This window comes from Ensifer sp. WSM1721 (genome assembly GCF_000513895.2).
Taxonomy (GTDB): Bacteria; Pseudomonadota; Alphaproteobacteria; order Rhizobiales; family Rhizobiaceae; genus Sinorhizobium.
This window is the reverse complement of the sequence record NZ_CP165782.1, coordinates 1,357,266-1,379,128: the sequence shown is the minus strand read 5'-3', so window position 1 is coordinate 1,379,128 and position 21,863 is coordinate 1,357,266. Positions and strand designations below refer to the sequence as shown.

The following is a 21,863-nucleotide window of genomic DNA, read 5'->3' as shown; positions in this document are numbered from 1 at the left end:
GTGATCAGCATAGCCGCATTTCCCTTCGGACGCATCCAGGACAGATCATTGCGGCATTGCACTTCATCAAACGGTGCGGTTGACGGTATAGATACGGCTGCGCGACATTTGCCGCATTGCACAACGATTCTCGCGAGGTCTCAGGGGAAGCGTTCATGAACCAGTACGATCTGATCGTCGTCGGCAGCGGTCCCGCCGGGCGCCGGGGCGCCATCCAGGCCGCGAAACTCGGCAAGAAGGTGCTCGTGATTGAGCAGGGAAAGCGCGTCGGCGGCGTCTCGGTGCACACCGGGACCATCCCCTCCAAGACGCTGCGTGAGACGGCGCTCAATCTTTCCGGCTGGCGCGAGCGCGGCTTCTACGGTCGCTCCTACCGGGTGAAGCAGGAGATCAGCGCCGATGATCTGCGCCAGCGTCTCATCATCACCCTCAACCACGAGGTCGAGGTACTGGAGCACCAGTTTGCCCGAAACCGCGTGCAACATATCCGCGGCCGGGCAAGCTTCGTCGGCCCAACCACGCTCGAGATCACCAAGGACGACGACGAGAGCATGCTCGTCTCCGGCGCCAGCATCCTGCTTGCCGTCGGAACGAAGCCCTTTCGCCCCGATTACATCCCCTTCGACGGCAAGACGGTCGTCGACAGCGACGAATTACTCGAGATCAAAGAGCTGCCGCGCTCGCTGGTGGTGATCGGCGCCGGGGTCGTCGGAATCGAATACGCCACGATCTTCAGCGCGCTCGACACCCAGGTCACGGTCATCGACCCGAAGTCGACCATGCTGGATTTCATCGACAAGGAGATCGTCGAGGATTTCACCTATCAGTTGCGCGACCGCAACATGAAGCTCAACCTCGGCCAGAAGGCGGAGAAGGTGGAGCGGCTCGATGACGGTAAGGTTCTGCTTACGCTCGACAATGGTCGGAGGATCACAACGGAAATGGTGCTGTTCGCCGCCGGCCGCATGGGCGCGACGGATGCGCTCAATCTCCCCGCGGCCGGCCTCGAGGCCGACAACCGCGGGCGGCTCAAGGTCAACCCCGAGACATTCCAGACCACGGTCCCGAACATCTACGCTGCCGGCGACGTCGTCGGCTTCCCTAGCCTCGCCTCAACCTCCATGGAACAGGGGCGTGTCGCAGCACGCGTGGCGGTCGGCGCGATCGCCAAGGAGCCGCAGAAGTATTTCCCCTACGGAATCTATGCCGTACCGGAAATCTCAACCTGTGGGCTCTCCGAAGAGGAGGTCAAGGAGCGCGGGATCCCTTACGAATGCGGCATTGCCCGGTTCCGCGAGACCTCGCGCGGGCACATCATGGGACTGGACGCGGGTCTTTTGAAAATGATCTTTTCGCTGAAGACGCGGCGCTTGCTCGGCGTGCATATCATCGGCGAAGGCGCGACCGAGCTCGTCCATATCGGCCAGGCGGTGCTCAACCTCAAAGGCACGGTTGAATATTTCGTCGAGAACACCTTCAACTATCCGACGCTCGCCGAAGCCTACAAGATTGCCGGCCTCGACGCCTGGAACCGCATGGGAGAGATCAAGGCGACGGGCTGACGCTTGCGAACAGCAACATGGTCAAAGAGATCGCCTCAGCCGCGCAACGACTACTGCATGTTTCCTTAAATCGTAGCCGACTTAAGGATAAAAGCATGCAGCAATCCAAAGTGCTACAGCGACCTTTGCCGTCTGATAAGACGCGCGGCGCTGTAGCTGAACGGGTGAGATGATGCGGATCGTTTCTCTCAATACCTGGGGCGGCAGGCTCCATGCGCCGCTCATGGAATATCTCGTACGTGTCGACGCGGATGTGCTGTGCCTGCAGGAAGTCGTGCGCTCTTCCGGGAGCTCGGCAGATTGGCTGCTCTACCGCGACGGCGACGTCGAACTGCCGCAGCGCGCCCATCTCTTCGACGAAACCTGCACTTTGCTTCCGGACTATGACGGCTTTTTCTGCCCGACCGCATGCGGTGAGCTCTTCGACGGCGAACGTGTGGTCCTTTCCCAGTTCGGGTTGGCGACATTCATACGCCGTTCGTTTCCCGTCATCGGTCAAGCGCTAGGCTTCGTGCACGGCGCATTTTCGCATCGCGGCTGGGGTGCCCATCCGCGCGCTCGCAACGCCCACTGCATCCGGCTCTTCGATCAGAAAGCCGGAACAGCAGTTACCATCGCCCACATGCATGGTCTCCGGGAGCTGAATGGCAAGGCAGACAGCCCGGCGCGCCACGCCCAGGCGGAAGCGCTGGTCAGCCTGATCGAAGAGGTCTGGCCGGGCAACGAGCGCTTGATCGTTTGCGGCGACTTCAATGTCCTACCCGACAGCGCCACCTTTCGATCGCTTGGTCGGCTTGGCCTGTCCGATCTCGTCGTTTCGCACGGACATTCTGACACGCGCACCTCGCACTATTCCAAAGATGGTCGCTTCGCCGACTACATGCTGGTGACCGAAGATGTCGACGTGATTCGCTTCGATGTCGTGAAGCAGCCCGAGATTTCGGACCATCGCCCCCTGTTGCTCGACCTTCGGTAACAAGCGCCGGCGCCGGAAACAAAAAAGGCCCTGCCGCGCGGCAGGGCCTCACAAGTTCCAAACAGCAAATCCGACTACTCGGCGCTCTCGTCCGATGCCTTCTTCTTGGCCGGAGCCTTCTTCTTCGTCGGAGCGGCTTCTTCGCCTTCGGCGGCTTCCGCCTTGGCTGCAGCCTTCTTCTTCGCCGGTGCCTTCTTGGCCGGCTTGTCGTCGGCTTCGTCCTCGGCCATCAGCGCGTCCTTCGAGACCTTCTTGTCGGTCACGGAGACTTCGGTTAGCAGGTGGTCGACGACCTTTTCTTCGAAGAGCGGTGCGCGCAGCGAGGCAGCGGCGCCGGGGGTGTTCCGGAAATAGTCGAGGATCTGCTTCTCCTGGCCCGGGAACTGGCGGAGCTGTTCGAACAGCGAACGCTGCATCTCGTCATCGCTCACCTGGACGCCGGCCTTCTCGCCGATTTCGGAGAGAACGAGACCGAGGCGGACCCGGCGCTCTGCAAGCTTGCGATATTCGGCGCGCGCGTCCTCTTCAGTCGTGTCTTCATCAGCGAAGGTCTTGCCAGCCTGATCGAGGTCGGTGTTGACCTGACGCCAGATATTCTCGAACTCGGCATTGACCAGACGCTCGGGCGTCTCGAACTGGTAGAGTTCGTCGAGCTGGTCGAGGAGCTGACGCTTGACCTTCTGACGGGTAACCGAGCCATACTGGCTTTCGATCTGGCCGCGGACGATTTCCTTCAGCTTGTCGACGGATTCGAGGCCGAGCTTCGTTGCCAGTTCGTCATTGATCTCGAGCGGAGCGGCGGCAGCGACATCCTTCACAGTGATGTCGAAGGTCGCTTCCTTGCCGGCGAGGTTGGCTGCCGGATAGTCTGCGGGGAACGTGACCGTGATGGTCTTTTCGTCGCCAGCCTTGGCGCCGACGAGTTGCTCCTCGAAGCCCGGGATGAAGCGATTGGAGCCAAGCACCAGCTCCGCATCTTCGTCCTTGCCGCCGTCGAAGGCGACACCGTCGACCTTGCCGAGATAGTCGATCGTGACGCGGTCGCCATTTTCGGCCTTGCCCTTCTTCGATTCATAGGTGCGGGCGCTTTCGGCGATGCGCAGGATCTGTTCGTTGACCTCATCATCGCTGATGTCGACGACTTCGCGCGTGACCTTGATGTCGCTCACATCTTTGAGTTCGATAGCCGGAATGATCTCGTAAGCAACCGTGAACTCGAAATCGGCTTCGGCGGCCAGGATCTTGTTGGCTTCGGCCTCGTCCTCGGTCATCGCGACTTCCGGCTGGGTAGCCGACTTCTCGCCGCGGCTCGTCAGGATTTCCGTCGGCTTTTCACGAACGATCTCGTTTACGAGATCGGCCATGATCGACTTGCCATAAACCTTTTTCAGGTGCGCAACCGGGACCTTGCCCGGACGGAAGCCATTGATGCGAACGCGATCCTTCACCTCGGCCAGACGCTCATTCATCCGAGCTTCCATTTCATCGGCCGGAATGACGACCTTGAGTTCGCGCTTCAGCCCTTGAGCGAGCGTTTCGATAACCTGCATGTTCAAACCTTCATTTCACGTTGACTGTGCTCTTCCCTCGAAAAGGCTTGGCGAGCACGTGAGCCGATCCATTTGCCGGGAGTGGCTTTACGCAATTCCAACCGCTTTGCAAGCAAAATGGCACCTCGCCTGCCCTCCTCAACGTCGAATATCGACGCGTGGCCGCGATATCGTCCTGGTGCGGGTAGAGAGACTTGAACTCCCACGCCTTGCGGCACCAGAACCTAAATCTGGCGTGTCTACCAATTTCACCATACCCGCGTTCAGACGATCGCACTGCCCGATCGCATTCCTGCAAGACCAAATCAGCGGAATGCCGCGGATGTTCTGGACGTGCGAAGGCACAGGGCTTCCCGAGCGCGGCGTCTCTATATCACTCGTTTCCACGGGATCAAAGGGAAAATGCAACGACGTCGCACGCGACAATGCCGCCACTCCTTTGGTCCTGGATGCTGGGTTCGGACAACCATCTAGCGCCCGATGCGGGCGGCGGGCGTCTCTTTGTCCAAATTTCCGCACCGCAACACGCGACGCGATCCTGATGAACAATATTGTGGCACTTTTGGATTGTGGCACTTTTGGCCATCGGGTCGCGGAGCCATGCGCTTGGCGCATGATTGCCATTCCGCCTGTACTCTACCTAAATCCGGTCGCACACATTATCTTCCAATCATCGATCGGGGCGGCGCACTCCTCCTCCCAGCGCTCCCGATACGGGATTGGCAACATTCCTCCTCCCGGTTGCCAATCAGAACAAGCAACGCCCGCCGGCCCTCCTCCCCCGGCGGGTGTTGTGTTTTGTGCCCTCCGCCCCTGCTGCGCTTTCCACCTTCCGGGTAGCTCATCGTCTTCAGCGAAGCGCTCGCACAATGAAGAAGCGTTAGAATCCAGTTAACAGCAGAAAAAGGGATGCAGCGTATGCATGGGTGCGATGCAGCATTGTCTCTGTTTGTCTGGTTCAAATCGATTATATTTCAAACCATAAGATGGCCAGCAAGAGAGACAGAGCGCTGGCAAACGACCCTAGAAAAGGAATAGGATCATGAACCTCGCACGTTCTTTCAACAACTGGCGCAAGTATCGTCAGACCTGCGACGAACTCGGCCGCATGACCGATCGTGAGCTGAACGATCTCGGCATCGGCCGCGGCGACATTCCCTACGTTGCCCGTCAGGCGATCAAGTAAGCATCAAAGCTTCGCAGGCTCGTTCAAAAACGCCTTCCGGTTCCGCCGGCGGGCGTTTTTCTTTTTTATCCCTGTTTCGGCCCTATCAGGACGCGTCCTTTCGCATGAGCGAAAGGCGGATGAGGTATCGTCCCGGCACGCGATTCAGTGCGCTGCAACATTCCCGTACGGCGTCTTTTAAACCGCTCTACGCTGACGCACTGAAAACGTGATTGAGCAATGCGTTAAGCGCCGAACCTCGCATTTTGATCAACTCTTAAAGCATGATGCTTTTTCGGGCGGCAGCGCCTTGATGCTCACGAAATTGGCGATGCAGTGCACAAATGCATAGCAGCTGCATTTTCTTTGCACTCCATCTTCCAATTAGACAAGCGTATAAGAACCTCAACGACGCGGACAATCACTGTCGCGACAAACCGATCTTGAGGAAAAGAGACCATGAACCCGATTCGCATCGCAAAAAGCTGGATCAATTACCGCCGTACCGTTGCCGAGCTCGGCAGCCTGTCCAATCACGCTCTCAACGATATCGGCATCACCCGCTACGATATCCGCAACATCGCGGCCCGTTCCTTCCGCTAATCGGAACGAACAACACGGACCTCCAAGACGGCGCCTTCGGGCGCCGTTTTCGTTTCTTGGAAGCGCGTTGCGGCTGTGATAGGAAGCCGCGCATGAACATGAATACATCTTCGTCCTATTCGCCCATCCATGTCATCGGCGGCGGCCTTGCGGGATCGGAAGCCGCCTGGCAGATCGCCGAGGCGGGCATACCGGTCATTCTGCATGAGATGCGCGGCGTGCGCGGCACGGATGCGCACAAGACCGATGACCTGGCCGAGCTCGTCTGCTCCAACTCCTTCCGCTCGGACGATGCGACCAGCAATGCCGTTGGCGTGCTCCATGCGGAAATGCGCCTCGCAGGCTCGCTCATTATGCAATCAGCCGATCGCCACCAGGTACCTGCCGGCGGCGCGCTTGCGGTCGATCGCGACGGCTTTTCGCAGGCCGTCAGCGCCGCGATCGAAAACCACCCGCTTATCACGGTCGTACGCGAGGAACTGCGTGGCCTGCCGCCGAAGGATTGGGATCTCGCCATTATCGCGACGGGCCCGCTCACGGCACCCGATCTTGCCGAGGCAATCCGCCAGGAGACCGCTGCCGACGCGCTCGCCTTCTTCGACGCGATTGCACCGATCGTCTATGCCGACACCATCGATATGAACGTCTGCTGGTATCAGTCCCGCTACGATAAGGTCGGTCCCGGCGGCACTGGCAAGGACTACATCAACTGCCCGCTGACGGAAGAGCAGTACAACGCCTTCGTGAACGCGCTGATAGCCGGCGACAAGACGGGCTTCAAGGAATGGGAAGGGACGCCCTATTTCGATGGCTGCCTGCCGATCGAAGTAATGGCAGAACGCGGTCGCGAGACGCTGCGTCACGGACCGATGAAGCCGATGGGTCTCACCAATGCGCATAATCCTTCAGTCAAGCCCTATGCGGTGGTGCAGCTCCGTCAGGACAACGCGCTTGGCACGCTCTACAACATGGTCGGCTTCCAGACGAAGCTGAAATACGGCGCGCAAGGAGAAGTCTTCCGGATGATCCCCGGTCTCGAGAACGCCGAGTTTGCAAGACTCGGCGGCCTGCACCGCAATACTTACATCAATTCGCCGACCCTGCTCGACAAGTCGCTCACGCTCAAATCCAGACCCGGCCTGCGCTTCGCCGGGCAGATCACCGGCTGCGAAGGCTATGTCGAGAGTGCCAGCATGGGCCTGCTCGCCGGCCGTTTCGCCGCAGCGGAACGCAAGGGTGAAGCCCCTTCCCTGCCACCTGTGACGACGGCATTCGGTGCGCTGCTCAATCACATCACCGGCGGGCATATCGTTTCAGAAGACGAACCGGGCAAACGATCGTTCCAACCGATGAACATCAACTTCGGCCTGTTCCCGCCGCTGGAGCCCGGAGCGCTCACGAAACCGGACGGCGTCAAGCGCTTCCGCGGCAAGGAGAAGGCGCTTGCGAAGAAGCAGGCGATGGCCTCGCGCGCTCTCGGCGACTGCGCAGGCTGGCTCGGGAAGCCGGCCTGACTTGGACGAGAATTGCCGCGCCGCAAGGCCCCGCAATTGATCAATCGATCGTCTGCGCCGTCTGCGCGGCCTCGGACGGCGCGTCCTCGAGCTCCGACTTGGGAGCGAAGCTGCCGAGCAGCCACAGGGAGACTTCAGCTGCCTCGGCGGCAGTCTGAAATTCGAAGGCGTTGTCCAGATAGGCGAAGTCCGGGAAGTGAACGATCAGCCCTCGCCCGCTCTCGGATGTATTGACCCGGACCTTGCCGGGGTGAATGACGTGGCAGACATAATGGGTGCCGTGCGACTGGATGAAGCCGGCCTTGCCATCGTGCAGGCGCAGAAAGATCGCTTTCCTGTCGGTAGTCGAATGCAGAGCCCGGATCGCTTCGTCCGGGAAGGCGCGGCCGAATTCGACGATGGCCGAGCCGGCATCCGGATTCTCGGCGTCGCGCTCGGCGCGCGCGTTCATGCGCATGTAGAACGCCCCGACGGCGACGATCACGACCAAGAGCAACAACCAAAGCATCACATGGGTCCCTCAGAGCGACAGGAATCCGGTAGAAGAGAGCTATATCCAGCGAGACTTGCGCCAGCGTTGACTACCGGTTGGTTACGAGCACGGATAGCCGAGTCTCATATTTTCTTGAGCTAAAATTGCCGACGCCGGCTCGCCCGCCACATCCGCCATTGCCGCTGCCATTGCGGCGGCTGTATCGGATGGCGGAGGATTTGAGCTCCGGCGGCCTCCGCCCGATCGAACACCGGCTCGACCAGCGCGACCGGGATGAAAGCGGAGAAATTCCGCGCCGAGATCGACTTCGCGCCCTTGCGCGCTTCGGCGAGATGGTCGCGACCGAGACCGCAAAACGCGCGAATTGCTCTTCCGATCGCGTCCGCATCGCTGCCGGCGAGCCAGGTTTCCCTGTCGAGGCCGGTCGCACTCAAAAGCTCCGCGGGGAGGTAGACCTGGCCGCGCCGCGAATGAATCGGCAGAAGCAGCAAAAGGCCGGCGATCGTCTGAGCGACGCCAGCATGCCCGGCTGCCTCTGCCGAGTTCGGCGCCTTCTCCGGATCGAGGATCAGCGAGGAAAGTTGGATCAGCGCCGAAGCTGTTTCACCGGCATACCCCTCCAAAGCCGAGCGGTCCTGCATCGGATCTTCGTAGAGATCGAAAATGCGCGCATCGATCATATTCTGCAGCACGGCGACAGGCAGGCGGTGTTCGCGAATGCAACGCAGAAGAGCCTCTGCCAGCGGATGGCCCGCGCCGTCCGATTGCTCGTTTGCAAGAATATCGCGCCACCATTGCAGCCGGATTTCCCCTGGCAGCGGCTCGTGTATCACGTCACGCACACGGGCAATTTCCGCATAGAACGCGTAAAGTGCCGCGAGCGAATGCCGCTTTTCCGGCGGTGAAAGCAGGCACGCCAGGTAGCGATCACGATCGGTCTCCCGCAGAGTTGCGAGGACCTGGTGGTCAGGCTGTTGCACGGTGAATTCCCCTGTCACACCGCGACCAATGCGGCAGCGACAGCGCGCGATTCCGCCAACATGACGTTGTAAGTCCGCACGGCAGCCCCGGTGTTCATCGGATCGGAAGAAATGCTGACGGCCTGTAGCGCTGCCTTCAACTCCTTGGGCAAGGGCCGGATTTCGCGACCGGTGCCGACGAGCAGCACCTCGATTTCACGCGCCTCGGCCAGAACACGCTGGAATTTTTCAACCGCGAGCGGATCGCCTTCGGAAACATCCCATGCATAGACGCCGGAAGGCAGCATCAGCACCGAGCCGCGATGCGACATGTCCGCGAAGCGGAAGCCGCCATTCCCGTAAGCGTCGATCGGCGCGCGTCCCGGAAAGTGCGCCTCGCGCATTTCGATTCCCTTTGCCATGATCAGACGGCACCCTTAGCTTCTCTGTCCGGCGCGGCCTCCCGGCCGCCCGGATCCTCTTTGCCATCGAGACGATCGTTTCGGCGATTGAAGAGAATAAGCACCGGCCCCGCGATATAGATCGACGACACGGTACCGACAAGCACGCCGAAAATGAGCGTCGCGCTGAAGGACTGGACGAGAACGCTGCCGCCGAAGAAGTACAGCGCGACAAGCGCAAGCAGCGTGGTCAAGGCCGTCAGAACCGTACGCGAAAGGGTCTGGTTGATCGACGTGTCGATCAGGACCGAAAGCGGCATCCTTGGATAGCGCGACAGGTTCTCTCGAATTCGATCGTAGATCACCATGGTATCGTTCAGTGAATAGCAGACGATCGTCAGCAGCGCGGCGATGCTGGCGAGGTTGAACTCTGTGCCGATGACGACGATAAACCCGAGGGTCAGCAGCACATCATGCAGCGTCGCGACAACGGAACCGACCGCAAGCCGCCAGTCGAAACGAAGCCATACGTAAAGCAGGACAGCCAGCATTGCCGCAGCCAGCGCGAACGTTCCCGCGCGGATCAGTTCCCCGGACACTCCGGGGCCGACCACCTCGACGCGCCGGAAGACGTATCGATCCTCCAGTTCGGCGCGAACCAAGCCAACGGCGGTCTGCTCCGCATTGTCTCCAGCCTCTTGCGACGGGATGCGTATAAGAACGTCCCGCCCTGAACCGAGTTCCTCGATCTGAACGTCGCCGAGATTCAATTCGTCGAGACGCGCTCGGATGTCGGCGCTGTCGGCGACGCCGGTCCTGGCCCGGAGCTCGATGATGGAACCGCCCCGGAAATCGGCTCCCATGTTGAGGCCTAGACTGGTCAAGAGGACGAGCGCGGCAAGCGACAGTGCTGCCATCAGGATGAAGACCGGATTGCGGATGGCCATGAAGCGGAAATCCGCCTGACTGAAGAAGCCCGTCCGAATTCCGCGCGGCAGCCGGCGCGGCCGCCGTCGGCGGTACCATCCGCGTATCAGCCGCCGTGTCAGGCTGTGCGCGGTGAGGATGGTCGTCACACTGCCGATGGCGAGCGTCACCGCAAAACCGCGAATGGCGCCGGAGCCGATATAGAGGAGAATGACTCCGGCGATCAACATCGTGAGGTTTGCGTCGATAATGCTTCTCAAGACGCGCGAAAAGCCGTTGTCGAGTGCCCGCCGCAACGGGAGGTCGCTGCTGCGCGCTTCCTCCCTGAGGCGTTCGTAGATGAGAACGTTCGAATCGACGGCGACACCGATCGTGAGAATGATGCCCGCTATTCCCGGCAGAGTCAGCGTCTGTCCGAGAATGGAAAGGACTGCAATGATGAGCACCACGTTCACGATCACGGCAATTACCGCGACGAGGCCGAAGAAGCCGTAGAAGGCAATCATGCAGGCGGCTACCGCCAAAGCCGCGATCAGCCCCGCCGTCAGGCCGCTCGCAACAGCATCGGATCCGACCTCGGGCCCGACGGTACGCTCCTCGATGACGGTCAGGGAAACAGGAAGCGGACCGGCACGCACCAGAGCGGCAAGATCGTTCGCCCCTTCCTCCGACAGATTTCCGGAAATTCGGATGGTATCGCCGGAGATGGCGTCCGCGAGGGCTGGCGTCGAGACGACCTGCCCGTCGAGCACGATGGCGAACTGCCTTCTCGAGTCCGTTTGCAAGAGCGGCGCGAGGCGAGCGGATGCGTCGCCCGCCATCTTCACGTTGACGATGGGTTCGCTCGTTGCGGGATCGAAGCTCGGCTGCGCCTCGACAAAATCTCGTGCCGAAGCAAAGGCACGCCTCTCAACCAAATAGGGTACCGGAGGATCATCGAGCGAATAGAGGACCTCGGATCCCGCCGGTGGCTTCGTGTCGACGGCCTGCTGTGCCGATATCGACGGATCCAGCCACTTGAGGGCTACATCACCTCGCTGGCCGAGGAGATCCTTGAGTCTCTGCGGCTCCTCAAGCCCAGGCACCTGCACGCTCAAGCGATCATTGCCGCGGCGCTCGATGACAGGCTCGACCGCAATGACTTCGCCGACGCGCCGCCGCACGACGTCGATTGACTGGGCGACGGCAGCGGAAACCCTGAGGGCGATGCCCTCATCGGTCAGGCGCAGCCGAATGACGTCACTGGTCGCGCTTTCCTCGTAGACCAATTCCTGGATGGGATCCTCCAAAAGGCCGTCCCGTTGAACCGGGGCAGCCAACGCGCGCAGCGTTTCACGCGCAGCAGGCGCTTTCGTCGCATCCCGAAGCCGGAATTGCAGGCCCTGACCGCTGCCGGACAGACCCGTATAGCCGATATCGGCTTGCCTCAACGCAGTGGCGATCGCATCGATCGTCGATTGCAGGCGCTCGGCTACGATATCCTCACGGCTGACCTTCAGCACGATATGGGAACCGCCCTCAAGATCAAGCCCGAGCGGCACCTGCCGATGCGGCAGCCATCTCGGCCAGCCGGCAAGTTGTTCCCTTGAAACGAGGTTCGGCAGGGCGAAGGCAAACCCCGCCAGCACGACCAGCCAGATGAGAGTGTTTTTCAGCGGCGAGAACTTGGGCATGCGTCGAAATGCTCCATTCGCCGGCTCGGCCGGTCGCGGCTCGTGGCTCGAGATTATTCCTTGACCGGCTCGCCCTTCACGCGGACTTCGGAAATGCCGCTGCGGACGACGCGAACCTTGATTCCGTCGGCGATCTCGACTTCAAGCTCCGCATCGTCGACAACCTTGGTCACCTTGCCGACGATACCACCGCCGGTGACCACCTGATCGCCGCGGCGGATGTTCTTCAATAGTTCTTCGCGACGTTTCATCTGCGCGCGCTGCGGGCGGATGATCAGGAAATACATGACGACGAAGATCAGAAGGAACGGCAGGATAGACATCAAAATATCGGCGCCGCCGGCAGCGGGGGTTGTCGTCTGCGCGAAAGCTTCGGTAACGAACATCGGTCACTCCTTGAGTTCAAATTGCGCGGTCGATTCCCGCGACAAATGTGCCGGAATATAGGGAAGCCGTCCCGCAACACAAATCGTCGGGGCCTTCTTCGTTTCTCCTGCCTCTGGCACAAATTCCGCAACAGGAGAACCCCCCGTGCGCTTGCACCCGGGCTTTTCCAGCGCAAACCGCCGTGCTACCGGAAAAAAGCTGCCGCAGCACCACCTCAACCGGGGTTTGCCCGAAAAGGAACGACGCGGCAATTCAAGGATTTGCGGCAGCCGACGGTCCGCCGTCGCGGGCGCCGTTTCAGGCTGCAGAGACAAAGCACCGGAGACACGCAGATGCGCGAAAGCAAGGTCGATATCCTCATCAACGAAATGCAAAGGCTTTCGGCGGCGGTCGAGCGGATCGCCGGTCCCGCGGACGCGGTCAACGACTGGAATCAGGCGGAATGCTTCGTCTGGGCGCCGGCGACGCGCCACCTGCAGCCCGTTTCGAAACCGAACCGCATCGAACTCGCGCTCATCACCGGTGTCGACCACGTTCGTGATATCCTCTTCGACAACACGCTGCGCTTCGCCCAAGGCTATCCGGCAAACAACGTACTGCTCTGGGGTGCGCGCGGCATGGGCAAGTCGTCGCTGGTGAAAGCCGTCCATGCGAAGGTCGCACGCGATACCGGCAGCGCGCTGAAACTTGTCGAGGTGCACCGCGAAGACATCGGAACGCTGCCGGTCCTCATGGAAATTCTGAAGGCGGCGCCGATGCCCGTGATCGTCTTTTGCGACGACCTCTCCTTCGACCATGACGATACGTCCTACAAATCGCTGAAGGCCGTCCTCGACGGCGGCGTCGAGGGGCGTCCTGCGAACGTCCTGCTCTATGCGACGTCCAACCGGCGGCACCTGCTGCCGCGCAACATGATGGAAAACGAGCAATCGACCGCCATCAATCCGTCCGAGGCCGTCGAGGAGAAGGTTTCGCTGTCTGACCGCTTTGGTCTCTGGCTCGGCTTTTACAAGTGCAGCCAGGAGGACTATCTCGCCATGGTCGACGGATATGCGCGCTACTACAATTTACCGGTCGAGCCCGAAGCGCTTCATTCCGAAGCGCTGGAATGGGCAACGACGCGGGGAGCAAGATCCGGCCGCGTCGCCTGGCAGTTCATTCAGGATCTCGCCGGCCGCCTTCGCAGGCAACTCGACGCATAATCAGGCGGCCCGCGGCTTATCCCGGCGCCGCCGCGAAGATGCCGGCTACAGAGCTTATTCGAGGTAAGTAGCTGGGTTCACCGGCGTTGCGTTCTTGCGCACCTCGAAATGAACCTGCGGCTGGCTCGCCCTGCCTGTCATCCCGGAGGACGCGAGCGTCTGGCCGCGCTGCACCTTCTGGCCGCGCTGTACCTTGAGCTCCGAAGCGTTGCCGTAGACCGTGACCGTACCGTCATCATGGCGAACCAGAACGGCGTTGCCCAGTTCCTTCAGACTGCTGCCGGAATAGATGACAACGCCGTTTTCGGCCGCCTTGATCGGCGTTCCTTCCGGCGCGGAAATGTTGATGCCGTCGTTGCGGTTCCCGTTGACATTGGCGCCGTAGCCAGCAACGACCGCGCCGCGCACTGGCCAGCGATATTTGCTGATGCCGGTCGACTTCGGCGATTCCTCATCGACATCGGACTTGATCGCGACCTCGGAAACGCTCTCCTTGGTGACCGGAGGCTTGTATTCCGCCGGCTTGCTCGGCTCGATGGAGGCCACCTTGGTCTCGGCCTTCTTGCCCGGAACCGACGCTGTCACAACCGCATCGGTGGCAGGAGCAGCCGCAGCGGCGCCCGGCATTTTGAGCTTTTGTCCGACGCGGATGGCCTCGGTCGAAAGGCCGTTGGCCTGCTTCAGCGCCGCGACCGAGACGCCGTTCTCCCGTGCGATCCGGTTCAAGGAATCGCCCGCCTTGACCGTATAGAGACCCTTGTCGTTTCCGCCTTCGCCGGCCGTATTGAGTTTGCCCGCAGTGACGTCGCTGCGGCCTTCGCTCTTCTCGCGTGATTGCGACTGTCCGGGAAGAATCGCCACCTCGCGCTGATCGGTCGGGAGCGGCGACGGCCGCTTCTTGCCGCCATCGAGGTCGGCAATCGAGTTCGATGCTGCCGCTTTCGCGGCGCTGCTTGCCGCACCGAATGTCGGAATGACGAGACGCTGCCCGGGCTCAACCTGGTCTGCAGACTTCAAGCCGTTCGCTTTGAGTATCTCTTTTTCGGGTATGCCGAACCGTCTAGCGAGGACCGCGACCGTATCGCCCTGGCGAACCATGATGGTCGGCGCGTTCGAAGTGGTCCAGCCGCCCTTGCTCGCCGTCTCCTTGACACCCCCGGACAACGACTCGGCCTTCGAGAGAGCAGCCGTCTGCGTCTGCCGGGAAGCCGACATCTGCGGCTGCCGGGCCGCCACGGCAGACGGATCGGAGAGGCTCGATCGTTGAACGCTCATCGGAGTGGATGCGACACGAGCGCTCGATACCGGCGCCGTCGCCGTGTTGATCGGGTCGTAGCCACCACCTTGACCGCCGGCTGGATAAGCCTGCCCGAGCTCCGCGTTGCTTCCATACGACGGCGTCGGCAGACCGCCACTCGCAACATCGCCCTTCGGAACAGGGTTCACATCTCTCGGGATGGAACCGGTCGTGATATCGTCCGACCGCGAAAAGAGCCCGCCGAAGCGGCTGACGTCAGAACTGCAACCGGTCGCAACACCCGCTAGCAAGACCGCCGCGCAGAGACGGATCACGGACTTGCCTGCATGGGGAGATACAAATTCACGCATGACGCTTTACCACTCCGAACGCAACTCGCTGTAGAGTGATTAAAGCGCATCAGAGTTACCGCCCGGTTAAGGGCGACACCATTTTTGACCAAATGCTAACCATAGCCGCGCGACGGCGGACGCCACTTAAGGACAGACACAGCAGTGGGGCCGAAAGAGGACGGCCTTAAAGGAGCTCAGAATAAAGTCGCTCGATTTGCGAGAGCGAGTTCGGCTCGCGCGCCTCGTCCTCATAGCTGATGCTGGATACATCCCAGGCGAAAACGGCGTTTTCCGCCAGTGGCGGCGTCGTCGAGACGGTAGAAGAGGCCGTCTTGTCCTCGTCGAGGACGACGCTTACGAGCCTTTCGAAGTTCGTATCGACGTCCAGTCCGCTCTCGGCGTCATATTCGAGCGATCGCAAGCCGGCGACCGCCGCTTCGCGAGTGCCAAAGTAGCGCAGACTATTCTGATCCTCCGGACGGAGGTTGTCATAGTAATCGATGAAGGCCCCGTAGTAAGCCCTGTAGTGGCCGGTTTCGGCGAACTTGCCGAAGGCCCGATATTCGCGTGCCGCAAGCTGCGGCGAAAGCCGGTTGTTCCATTCGTCGTTCGTGAGAGGCGGCATCCGCTCGGGCGACTTCTTCGTCCGGCTCAGATAAAGCAGCGCATCGACAGAGAGCGAGATCCGCGGCGTCGGGTCAACAAAGGTCGCAGGCAACACCTGCGCGCCGCTTTCGCCTTTGTTTCCAGCCTCGACCTGCTCGGCGGAACGCCCGGCGAGATTGCCCAAGCCGTCGCCGCCGGTCGCCGCAGTCAACCTGTTCGCGATCTGCATATGCCGTCTCCGTCATCTGCACGACAACCGCACGACGCGGGCCAAGTTTGCCCGCACCGCGAAGCGTCGCGCCTTCTTGGCCTAGGGCAGCAAGCTTGCGCGGAACTGGAGTCGGTTAAGAATGCGTGAATGGCGCAACAAGGAAGCCGCGCGTCCTAAAGGAAGGATGCCAGTTGCGGGACGATCGGAAGGTACGGCGCGTCGAAGAGATCTTCGCGATCGAAGCGGCTGCCCGTGCGGTTGACGCGAACGATACGGCATTGCGTTTCGCTCATCATGATGGGCACCAAGAGGGTGCCGCCGGAGACGAGATGATCGGAGAATATCCGCGGCAGACTGTTGAAGGCGGCCGTGATGAGAATCCGGTCGAAGGTCCCCTCGCCCGGCACGCCGGCGCTGCCGTCGGCCTGCCTGACGACGACGTTGCGAATGCCGGCTTTCTCGAGGTTCTTCTGCGCCGCGGCCACCAGCGTCTGATAACGCTCGATCGTCAGGACCCGCTCGGCGATGCGTCCCATCACGGCCGCGGTGAAGCCGCTGCCGGTTCCGACTTCGAGTATGCGCTGGCCCGGCTTGATATTGAGGCAGTGCAGCAGCCGAACTGCGAAGTCACAGCCTTCCATGAACGAACCGCAATCGAGCGGTATCAATCGCTTGGAATAGACATCGTCCTGGTATTGCGGCGGCGCGAAATAAGCTCTCGGCGTTTGCTCCGCCGCCTTCAACAGCTCATGGTTGACGACGCCTGCGGAGCGAAGGCGCAGCGCCATCGCTGCAAACCCCTCCTGCTGGGATATGCGTGCGTTCAAGCGACAGTCCCCTCCAGCAACGCGCGTGCTATGCGATCCTGAACGGTATAGTCCGTCATATCTAGTTTAAGCGGCGTTACCGAAATCCTGTTCTCGCGCACTGCGCGAATGTCGGTACCGGAACGAAAATCGCCGGAACGCTCGCCGAAGCGCAGCCAGAAATAGGGGAACCCGCGGCCATCGGTGCGCTCGTCAATGGTGAGACCGAACTCGAGCTTGCCTTGCGACGTGACTTCCACCCCCGCGACAGCTTCCACCGCGCAATTGGGGAAATTGAGATTGATAAGGGTTCCGTCCGGCAGCTCGACATTCATCAATGTGCGGATGAGCGCCGGCGCATGGCTTTCGACGACATCCCACGAGATATCCCTGCCGACGGCATGCTGAAAGGCCTGACTGAGCGCCATCGACCGGATGCCCTGAAGAGTGCCTTCGATGGCACCAGCCACCGTTCCGGAATAGGTCACGTCATCTGCGAGGTTAGCGCCGATATTGACGCCAGAAAGGACGAGATCGGGCTTTCGGTCGAGAAGCTTCTTGGCCGCCATGATCACACAGTCGGTCGGCGTTCCTCTGAGCGCAAAACGCTTTTCCGAGAGCTGGCGCAGGCGCAGCGGTTCGGAAAGCGTCAGAGAATGGGCAAGACCGCTCTGGTCCACCTCCGGCGCGACCACCCACACGTCATCCGAGATCGTTCGCGCGATCCGTTCCAGAACGGAGAGACCCTCGGCATGAATGCCGTCGTCGTTCGTGAGCAGGATGCGCATTCCGTCCTCTTCCGTTTCTCCGGGGCTCAGGCGGCTTTCTCGATCCGCCGCAGGCCGCCCATATAGGGGACAAGGACGTCAGGTACCGTGACCGAACCATTGTCGTTCAGATAGTTCTCGACCACCGCGATCAGCGCCCGGCCCACGGCGACGCCGGAACCGTTCAGCGTGTGGACGAACTTCGTGCCCTTCTCTTCCTTCGCGCGGTAGCGCGCATTCATGCGCCGCGCCTGGAAGTCGCCGCAGACGGAGCAGGAGGAAATCTCGCGATAGTTGTCCTGCCCCGGCAGCCAGACCTCGAGATCATAGGTCTTGCGAGCACCGAAGCCCATATCGCCGGTGCAAAGCGTCATGACGCGGTAATGCAGGCCGAGGCGCTTCAGCACCTCCTCAGCGCAGGCCGTCATCCGCTCATGCTCTTCGATGGAGCTCTCGGCATCGGTGATCGAGACCAGTTCCACCTTGTTGAACTGGTGCTGGCGCAGCATGCCGCGGGTGTCGCGGCCGGCCGAGCCCGCCTCCGAGCGGAAGCACGGCGTCAGCGCCGTGAAGCGCAGCGGCAAGGTCTCGCCATCGAGGATCTGCTCGCGCACCAGATTCGTCAGAGGGACTTCGGCCGTCGGGATCAGCCAGCGTTCGTCCGTAGTGCGGAAGAGGTCTTCGGCAAATTTCGGCAGTTGGCCGGTGCCATACATCGCATCATCGCGAACGAGGAGCGGCGGCTGGACTTCGACATACCCGTGCTCCTGCGTGTGCAGGTCAAGCATGAACTGACCGAGCGCCCGTTCGAGGCGCGCAAGCTGCCCCTTCAGGATCGTGAAACGCGACCCGGCAATCCGCGCCGCCCCTTCGAAATCCATCAGGCCCAATCCCTCACCGATTTCGAAATGCTCGAGCGGCCTGTGATTCCAGGTGGGCTTTTGACCGACGACCCGGGTGACGACATTGGCGGTTTCGTCCGGGCCGACCGGAACGTCCGCAAGCGGGATGTTGGGAATGCGCGACAGAGCATCCGACAGCTCCGCTTCAACCCGTCGGCTTTCGTCCTCCACAGCCGGCATCATATTCTTGAGTTCGGCGACCTCGGCCTTGAGCTTCTGGGCCAGCTCGCTGTTCTTCTGGGCCATCGCGGCGCCAATCTCCTTGGACGCAGCGTTGCGGCGCGACTGCATGTCCTGCAGCGACTGGAGAATCGTACGGCGGCGTTCATCAAGCGCGATCAGCGACGCCGACAATGGCTCCGCACCCCGTCTAGCCAGACCGTCATCGAGCGCGTCTGCATTTTCACGGATCCATTTGATGTCGAGCATAATCGTTCCACGTGTTGGTGACTACATGATCCTCCGATCGGAAGCGATCGAGGAAAAATCGTGCAGCGATTCAAAGTGCTATGAGCTTCGCGCGTCGGAACAGACGCGCGAAGCTGCAGATCACGGGCGAAAACGTCGGACGATCAGCCCTTCGCCGGGCCCACTGTCTCGGAGGAGCCTTCCTGTGCAGAAGCGGCTTCGCGTGCGAGGGCCTCGGCTGCCTGTCGTTTTTCGACGAGTCGCGCCGTATAGATTGAAATTTCGTAGAGAAGGATAGCTGGCAGCGCAAGGCCGATCTGGGAAACGGGATCGGGCGGCGTCAGGACGGCGGCGACGACGAAGGCGATGACGATCGCGTATTTGCGCTTCTCTGCGAGCCCCTGCGAGGTAACGAAGCCGACCCGCGCCAGGAGCGTGGTGACCACCGGCAATTGGAAGACGAGGCCGAAGGCGAAGACGAGCGACATGATGAGGCTCAAATATTCCGAGACCTTCGGCAGGAGCTGGATCGCTACCTGTCCCTCGCCCCCGCCCTGCTCCATGGCGAGGAAGAACCACATGACCATGGGTGTGAAGAAGAAATAGACGAGCGCGCCGCCGAGCAGAAACAGGATAGGCGAGGCAATCAGAAACGGCAGGAAGGCCGCACGCTCGTTCTTGTAGAGGCCGGGCGCGACGAACTTGTAGATCTGAGAAGCGATCACGGGAAATGCGATCACCAACGCCCCGAACATGGCGACCTTGATCTGCGTGAAGAAAAACTCCTGCGGCGCGGTGTAGATAAGCTCGACGTTGCGGTGGCTGAGCCCCGCCCAGCTCACCGCCCACTTGAACGGCAGAACAAGGAAGTTGAACAACTGCTTGGCAAAATAGAAGCAGACGAGGAAGGCCACGAAGAATGCCCCCACCGCCCACATCAGCCGCGTGCGCAGCTCGATCAGGTGCTCGATAAGCGGCTGCGGCCGGTCTTCGATATCGCCGCTCATGCGTCACCCTTCTTGCGTGAGGCCGCCCGCGTCTTCGGCTTGCCCTCGGCCGGCCCCACGCTCACGACCTTCGTCGCTGCTGTTTTTTTTGGCGCCGCGCCGGCCGCCTTCTTCGTGCCTGCGGCGGCAGCCGCTGGCTTCTTTGACGCTGCCGCCCTAGGTTTCGCGGCGGCCTTCGTCTCGCCCGCCTTCGATGCATCGGCGGCGCGGTCCATCTGCCTCGATGCCGAGCTTATCGCCGCGGCTGCGACCGTATCCGCCGGCTTCGCCGCCGTTTCGACGGGAGCCTCGGCCTTCGCCGGTTCGACGATCGGCTCGGGCGCTACCGGCTCCGGCGGCTTTTCGGGCGTTGTCGCCTTTTGCAGATCGGACTTGATTTCGTTTCCGAGCTGCCGCAGCGGGTTCATCGCATCGCGCAGGGCAGTCGTCGGATTGAGGCTTTGCGCGTCGCTGATCGTCTTGCGTACCTCGTCGAGGTCGGCTTCACGCAATGCTTCATCGAACTGCCGCCGGAAATCCGCAGCCATGCCGCGCATCTTGGATGTCATCCGCCCGAAGGCCCGCAGCATCGGCGGAAGGTCCTTCGGCCCAACGACGACAATCAAGACGATTGCGATAACAACAAGCTCGGTCCAGCCGATATCAAGCATCCGACGCGCCCTACAAATCCGCAGTACTCACCGGGCGCCCACCCCGCACCCGATCCGCCAACTTCCGATCGTTAGCGGACTTCGTCGGACTTGTGTTCGACGGTCTTGCCGTCGATCGCCTTGTCGGCGGCCGCGGCATCGTCGTCGGTCATGCCCTTCTTGAAGTTCTTGATGCCTTTGGCAACGTCGCCCATCAGTTCCGGGATCTTGCCGCGGCCAAACAAAAGCAGCACGACCACCAGGACGATCAGCCAGTGCCAGATGCTAAAGGAACCCATTCACTTACTCCCTCGAGGCTTTATCGATTTAAAGCCATCACGTTGTCATTTTTCAGGCGCGCCCGGAAGCACGATCCCATTATGACGGTACTTAAGCTGTCGAGGCGTCTTTTTCAAACACCAATATGTCGCGCTCGTTAACGGAAAGCGTGACGTCACGCAATCCTTGCGGCAACAGATCGGCGCGGATGCGAGCCCTTACCGTGCGCTCGGATTGCGGCACGGCGAGTTCCAGAAGCTCGACGACGCCGAGAAAGCGGCGGGAGACGATGCGGGCGGGAATATCACCGCCCTCCTCCTTGAGCTGAACGCCTGAAAGCCGGACCGCCACGCTGAGGGCCTGCCCCTCGGCGTAGCGCCCGGCCGGAACCACGCCCAAGGGTGTTTCGACCCGGCCGCCGCGTACACGGACGTCGAAGACGTTTATCTCCGAAAAGAAGCCGGCAGCAAAGAGGTCGCATGGCTTACGATAGAGTTCGTCCGCCGTACCGACCTGAACAAGACGGCCGTCTTTCAGAAGCGCGATCCGATCCGCCATCCGCATCGCCTCCTCGGCGTCATGGGTGACGACGATGGCGGTAGCCCGCGTCTCCCGCAGGATCGCCAGCGTGTCGGCGCGGATCGAATCCTTCAGGCGGGAATCGAGGCCAGAGAAGGGTTCGTCCATCAAAAGCACTGCGGGCCGTGGAGCGAGCGCACGGGCAAGCGCCACTCGCTGCTGCTCGCCGCCCGACAGCACGTGAGGATAGCGCTCGGCGTAATGCAGGAGCCCGACGCGTTCCAGTGCCGCATCCGCCTGGATCAACGCTTCCTTCTTCGGCAGATCCGTCAAGCCGAAGGAGACATTGCCCCGGATCGTCATGTGCGGGAAGAGCGCGAAGTCCTGAAACATGAGGCCGACGCCGCGCTTCTCCGGCGGGAGAAAGACGGACGGTCCCGAAATCTCCCGCCCGTTCAGGAGCAGCCGTCCCCCAGTCTGCAGCTCTATGCCGGCGGCGATCCGCAACAAGGTTGTCTTGCCGGAGCCGGATGGGCCAAGGAGACAGAGTACTTCACCCGCCTCTGCCTTAAGCGTGACGCCCTTGATCGTCTCCTTGGAATGATAGCGGTGGCTGATGTTCTCGAATGCCAGGCTTGCCGCGAAGGACACGCCCGGCCTTCTCGTCGTCGTGACGGTGCCGTTGAGCGAGTCTGAAACCATACCCTGCATTCCTTGACCCGAAGAC

General features: G+C 61.2%; 21 protein-coding genes and 1 tRNA gene. 6 read left to right on the top strand and 16 right to left on the bottom strand.

The window, feature by feature from the left end:
- Window positions 1-155: 155 nt before the first annotated feature.
- Window positions 156-1,562, top strand: coding sequence for a Si-specific NAD(P)(+) transhydrogenase (gene sthA / locus M728_RS06740; protein ID WP_026623245.1), 1,407 nt, complete (start codon window positions 156-158; stop codon window positions 1,560-1,562).
- A gap of 172 nt (window positions 1,563-1,734) precedes the next feature.
- A complete protein-coding gene (locus M728_RS06735) occupies window positions 1,735-2,538 on the top strand; it encodes an endonuclease/exonuclease/phosphatase family protein (protein WP_026623246.1) in 804 nt (267 codons plus the stop codon).
- 74 nt (window positions 2,539-2,612) lie between these two features.
- Here M728_RS06735 and tig read toward each other — a convergent pair whose 3' ends face one another.
- Entirely contained in the window at window positions 2,613-4,088 is a 1,476-nt protein-coding gene (gene tig / locus M728_RS06730; protein ID WP_026623247.1) for a trigger factor, read from the bottom strand.
- Between the two features lie 176 nt (window positions 4,089-4,264).
- A tRNA-Leu gene (locus M728_RS06725) sits at window positions 4,265-4,349 on the bottom strand.
- Window positions 4,350-5,130: 781 nt separating this feature from the next.
- On the opposite strand from M728_RS06725, the gene M728_RS06720 reads away from it, so the two are divergent.
- The 3 genes from M728_RS06720 to trmFO all read left to right on the top strand — a co-directional run bounded on the left by M728_RS06720 (window position 5,131) and on the right by trmFO (window position 7,370).
- A complete protein-coding gene (locus M728_RS06720; RefSeq protein WP_084044702.1) occupies window positions 5,131-5,274 on the top strand; it encodes a DUF1127 domain-containing protein in 144 nt (47 codons plus the stop codon).
- Between the two features lie 438 nt (window positions 5,275-5,712).
- On the top strand, window positions 5,713-5,856 hold the full coding sequence (locus tag M728_RS06715; protein ID WP_003529520.1) for a DUF1127 domain-containing protein: 144 nt from the start codon (window positions 5,713-5,715) through the stop codon (window positions 5,854-5,856).
- A gap of 98 nt (window positions 5,857-5,954) precedes the next feature.
- Window positions 5,955-7,370, top strand: coding sequence for a methylenetetrahydrofolate--tRNA-(uracil(54)-C(5))-methyltransferase (FADH(2)-oxidizing) TrmFO (gene trmFO, locus M728_RS06710; RefSeq protein ID WP_034884655.1), 1,416 nt, complete (start codon window positions 5,955-5,957; stop codon window positions 7,368-7,370).
- 40 nt (window positions 7,371-7,410) lie between these two features.
- Here trmFO and M728_RS06705 read toward each other — a convergent pair whose 3' ends face one another.
- The 5 genes from M728_RS06705 to yajC all read right to left on the bottom strand — a co-directional run bounded on the left by M728_RS06705 (window position 7,411) and on the right by yajC (window position 12,209).
- Window positions 7,411-7,878, bottom strand: a complete 468-nt coding sequence (locus M728_RS06705; RefSeq protein WP_026623249.1) for a hypothetical protein — start codon at window positions 7,876-7,878, stop codon at window positions 7,411-7,413.
- A gap of 122 nt (window positions 7,879-8,000) precedes the next feature.
- Window positions 8,001-8,843 (bottom strand): phytoene/squalene synthase family protein, encoded by an 843-nt coding sequence (locus M728_RS06700; RefSeq protein ID WP_026623250.1) that lies wholly within the window; start codon window positions 8,841-8,843, stop codon window positions 8,001-8,003.
- A 14-nt stretch (window positions 8,844-8,857) separates the two neighbouring features.
- The gene (locus M728_RS06695; protein ID WP_026623251.1) at window positions 8,858-9,244 is read right to left on the bottom strand and encodes an Mth938-like domain-containing protein; all 387 of its coding nucleotides are present in this window, start codon (window positions 9,242-9,244) and stop codon (window positions 8,858-8,860) included.
- Between the two features lie 2 nt (window positions 9,245-9,246).
- The gene (gene secDF / locus M728_RS06690; RefSeq protein WP_026623252.1) at window positions 9,247-11,823 is read right to left on the bottom strand and encodes a protein translocase subunit SecDF; all 2,577 of its coding nucleotides are present in this window, start codon (window positions 11,821-11,823) and stop codon (window positions 9,247-9,249) included.
- 53 nt (window positions 11,824-11,876) lie between these two features.
- Entirely contained in the window at window positions 11,877-12,209 is a 333-nt protein-coding gene (gene yajC / locus M728_RS06685) for a preprotein translocase subunit YajC (RefSeq protein WP_026623253.1), read from the bottom strand.
- 333 nt (window positions 12,210-12,542) lie between these two features.
- Here yajC and M728_RS06680 point away from each other — a divergent pair, with 333 nt between their 5' ends.
- Window positions 12,543-13,412, top strand: coding sequence for an ATP-binding protein (locus M728_RS06680; RefSeq protein ID WP_026623254.1), 870 nt, complete (start codon window positions 12,543-12,545; stop codon window positions 13,410-13,412).
- 54 nt (window positions 13,413-13,466) lie between these two features.
- On the opposite strand, the gene M728_RS06675 is transcribed toward M728_RS06680, so the two are convergent.
- From M728_RS06675 to M728_RS06635, 9 genes are all read right to left on the bottom strand, one after another.
- A complete protein-coding gene (locus M728_RS06675) occupies window positions 13,467-15,020 on the bottom strand; it encodes a peptidoglycan DD-metalloendopeptidase family protein (RefSeq protein ID WP_026623255.1) in 1,554 nt (517 codons plus the stop codon).
- Window positions 15,021-15,186: 166 nt separating this feature from the next.
- A complete protein-coding gene (locus M728_RS06670; protein WP_026623256.1) occupies window positions 15,187-15,837 on the bottom strand; it encodes a hypothetical protein in 651 nt (216 codons plus the stop codon).
- 155 nt (window positions 15,838-15,992) lie between these two features.
- Window positions 15,993-16,607, bottom strand: a complete 615-nt coding sequence (locus M728_RS06665) for a protein-L-isoaspartate(D-aspartate) O-methyltransferase (protein ID WP_370906473.1) — start codon at window positions 16,605-16,607, stop codon at window positions 15,993-15,995.
- Between the two features lie 35 nt (window positions 16,608-16,642).
- Window positions 16,643-17,413 carry a 5'/3'-nucleotidase SurE gene (gene surE, locus M728_RS06660; RefSeq protein WP_026623258.1) on the bottom strand — a complete coding sequence of 257 codons (771 nt, stop codon included), beginning with the start codon at window positions 17,411-17,413 and terminating at the stop codon, window positions 16,643-16,645.
- A gap of 26 nt (window positions 17,414-17,439) precedes the next feature.
- The gene (gene serS / locus M728_RS06655) at window positions 17,440-18,723 is read right to left on the bottom strand and encodes a serine--tRNA ligase (protein ID WP_026623259.1); all 1,284 of its coding nucleotides are present in this window, start codon (window positions 18,721-18,723) and stop codon (window positions 17,440-17,442) included.
- Window positions 18,724-18,866: 143 nt separating this feature from the next.
- Window positions 18,867-19,709, bottom strand: a complete 843-nt coding sequence (tatC, locus tag M728_RS06650; RefSeq protein ID WP_026623260.1) for a twin-arginine translocase subunit TatC — start codon at window positions 19,707-19,709, stop codon at window positions 18,867-18,869.
- The gene (tatB, locus tag M728_RS06645; protein ID WP_026623261.1) at window positions 19,706-20,359 is read right to left on the bottom strand and encodes a Sec-independent protein translocase protein TatB; all 654 of its coding nucleotides are present in this window, start codon (window positions 20,357-20,359) and stop codon (window positions 19,706-19,708) included. Before tatB ends, tatC begins: the two co-directional genes overlap by 4 nt.
- A 71-nt stretch (window positions 20,360-20,430) precedes the next feature.
- On the bottom strand, window positions 20,431-20,637 hold the full coding sequence (locus tag M728_RS06640) for a twin-arginine translocase TatA/TatE family subunit (protein WP_026614233.1): 207 nt from the start codon (window positions 20,635-20,637) through the stop codon (window positions 20,431-20,433).
- Between the two features lie 91 nt (window positions 20,638-20,728).
- The gene (locus M728_RS06635) at window positions 20,729-21,838 is read right to left on the bottom strand and encodes an ABC transporter ATP-binding protein (protein ID WP_026623262.1); all 1,110 of its coding nucleotides are present in this window, start codon (window positions 21,836-21,838) and stop codon (window positions 20,729-20,731) included.
- Between the last annotated feature and the right edge of the window lie 25 nt (window positions 21,839-21,863).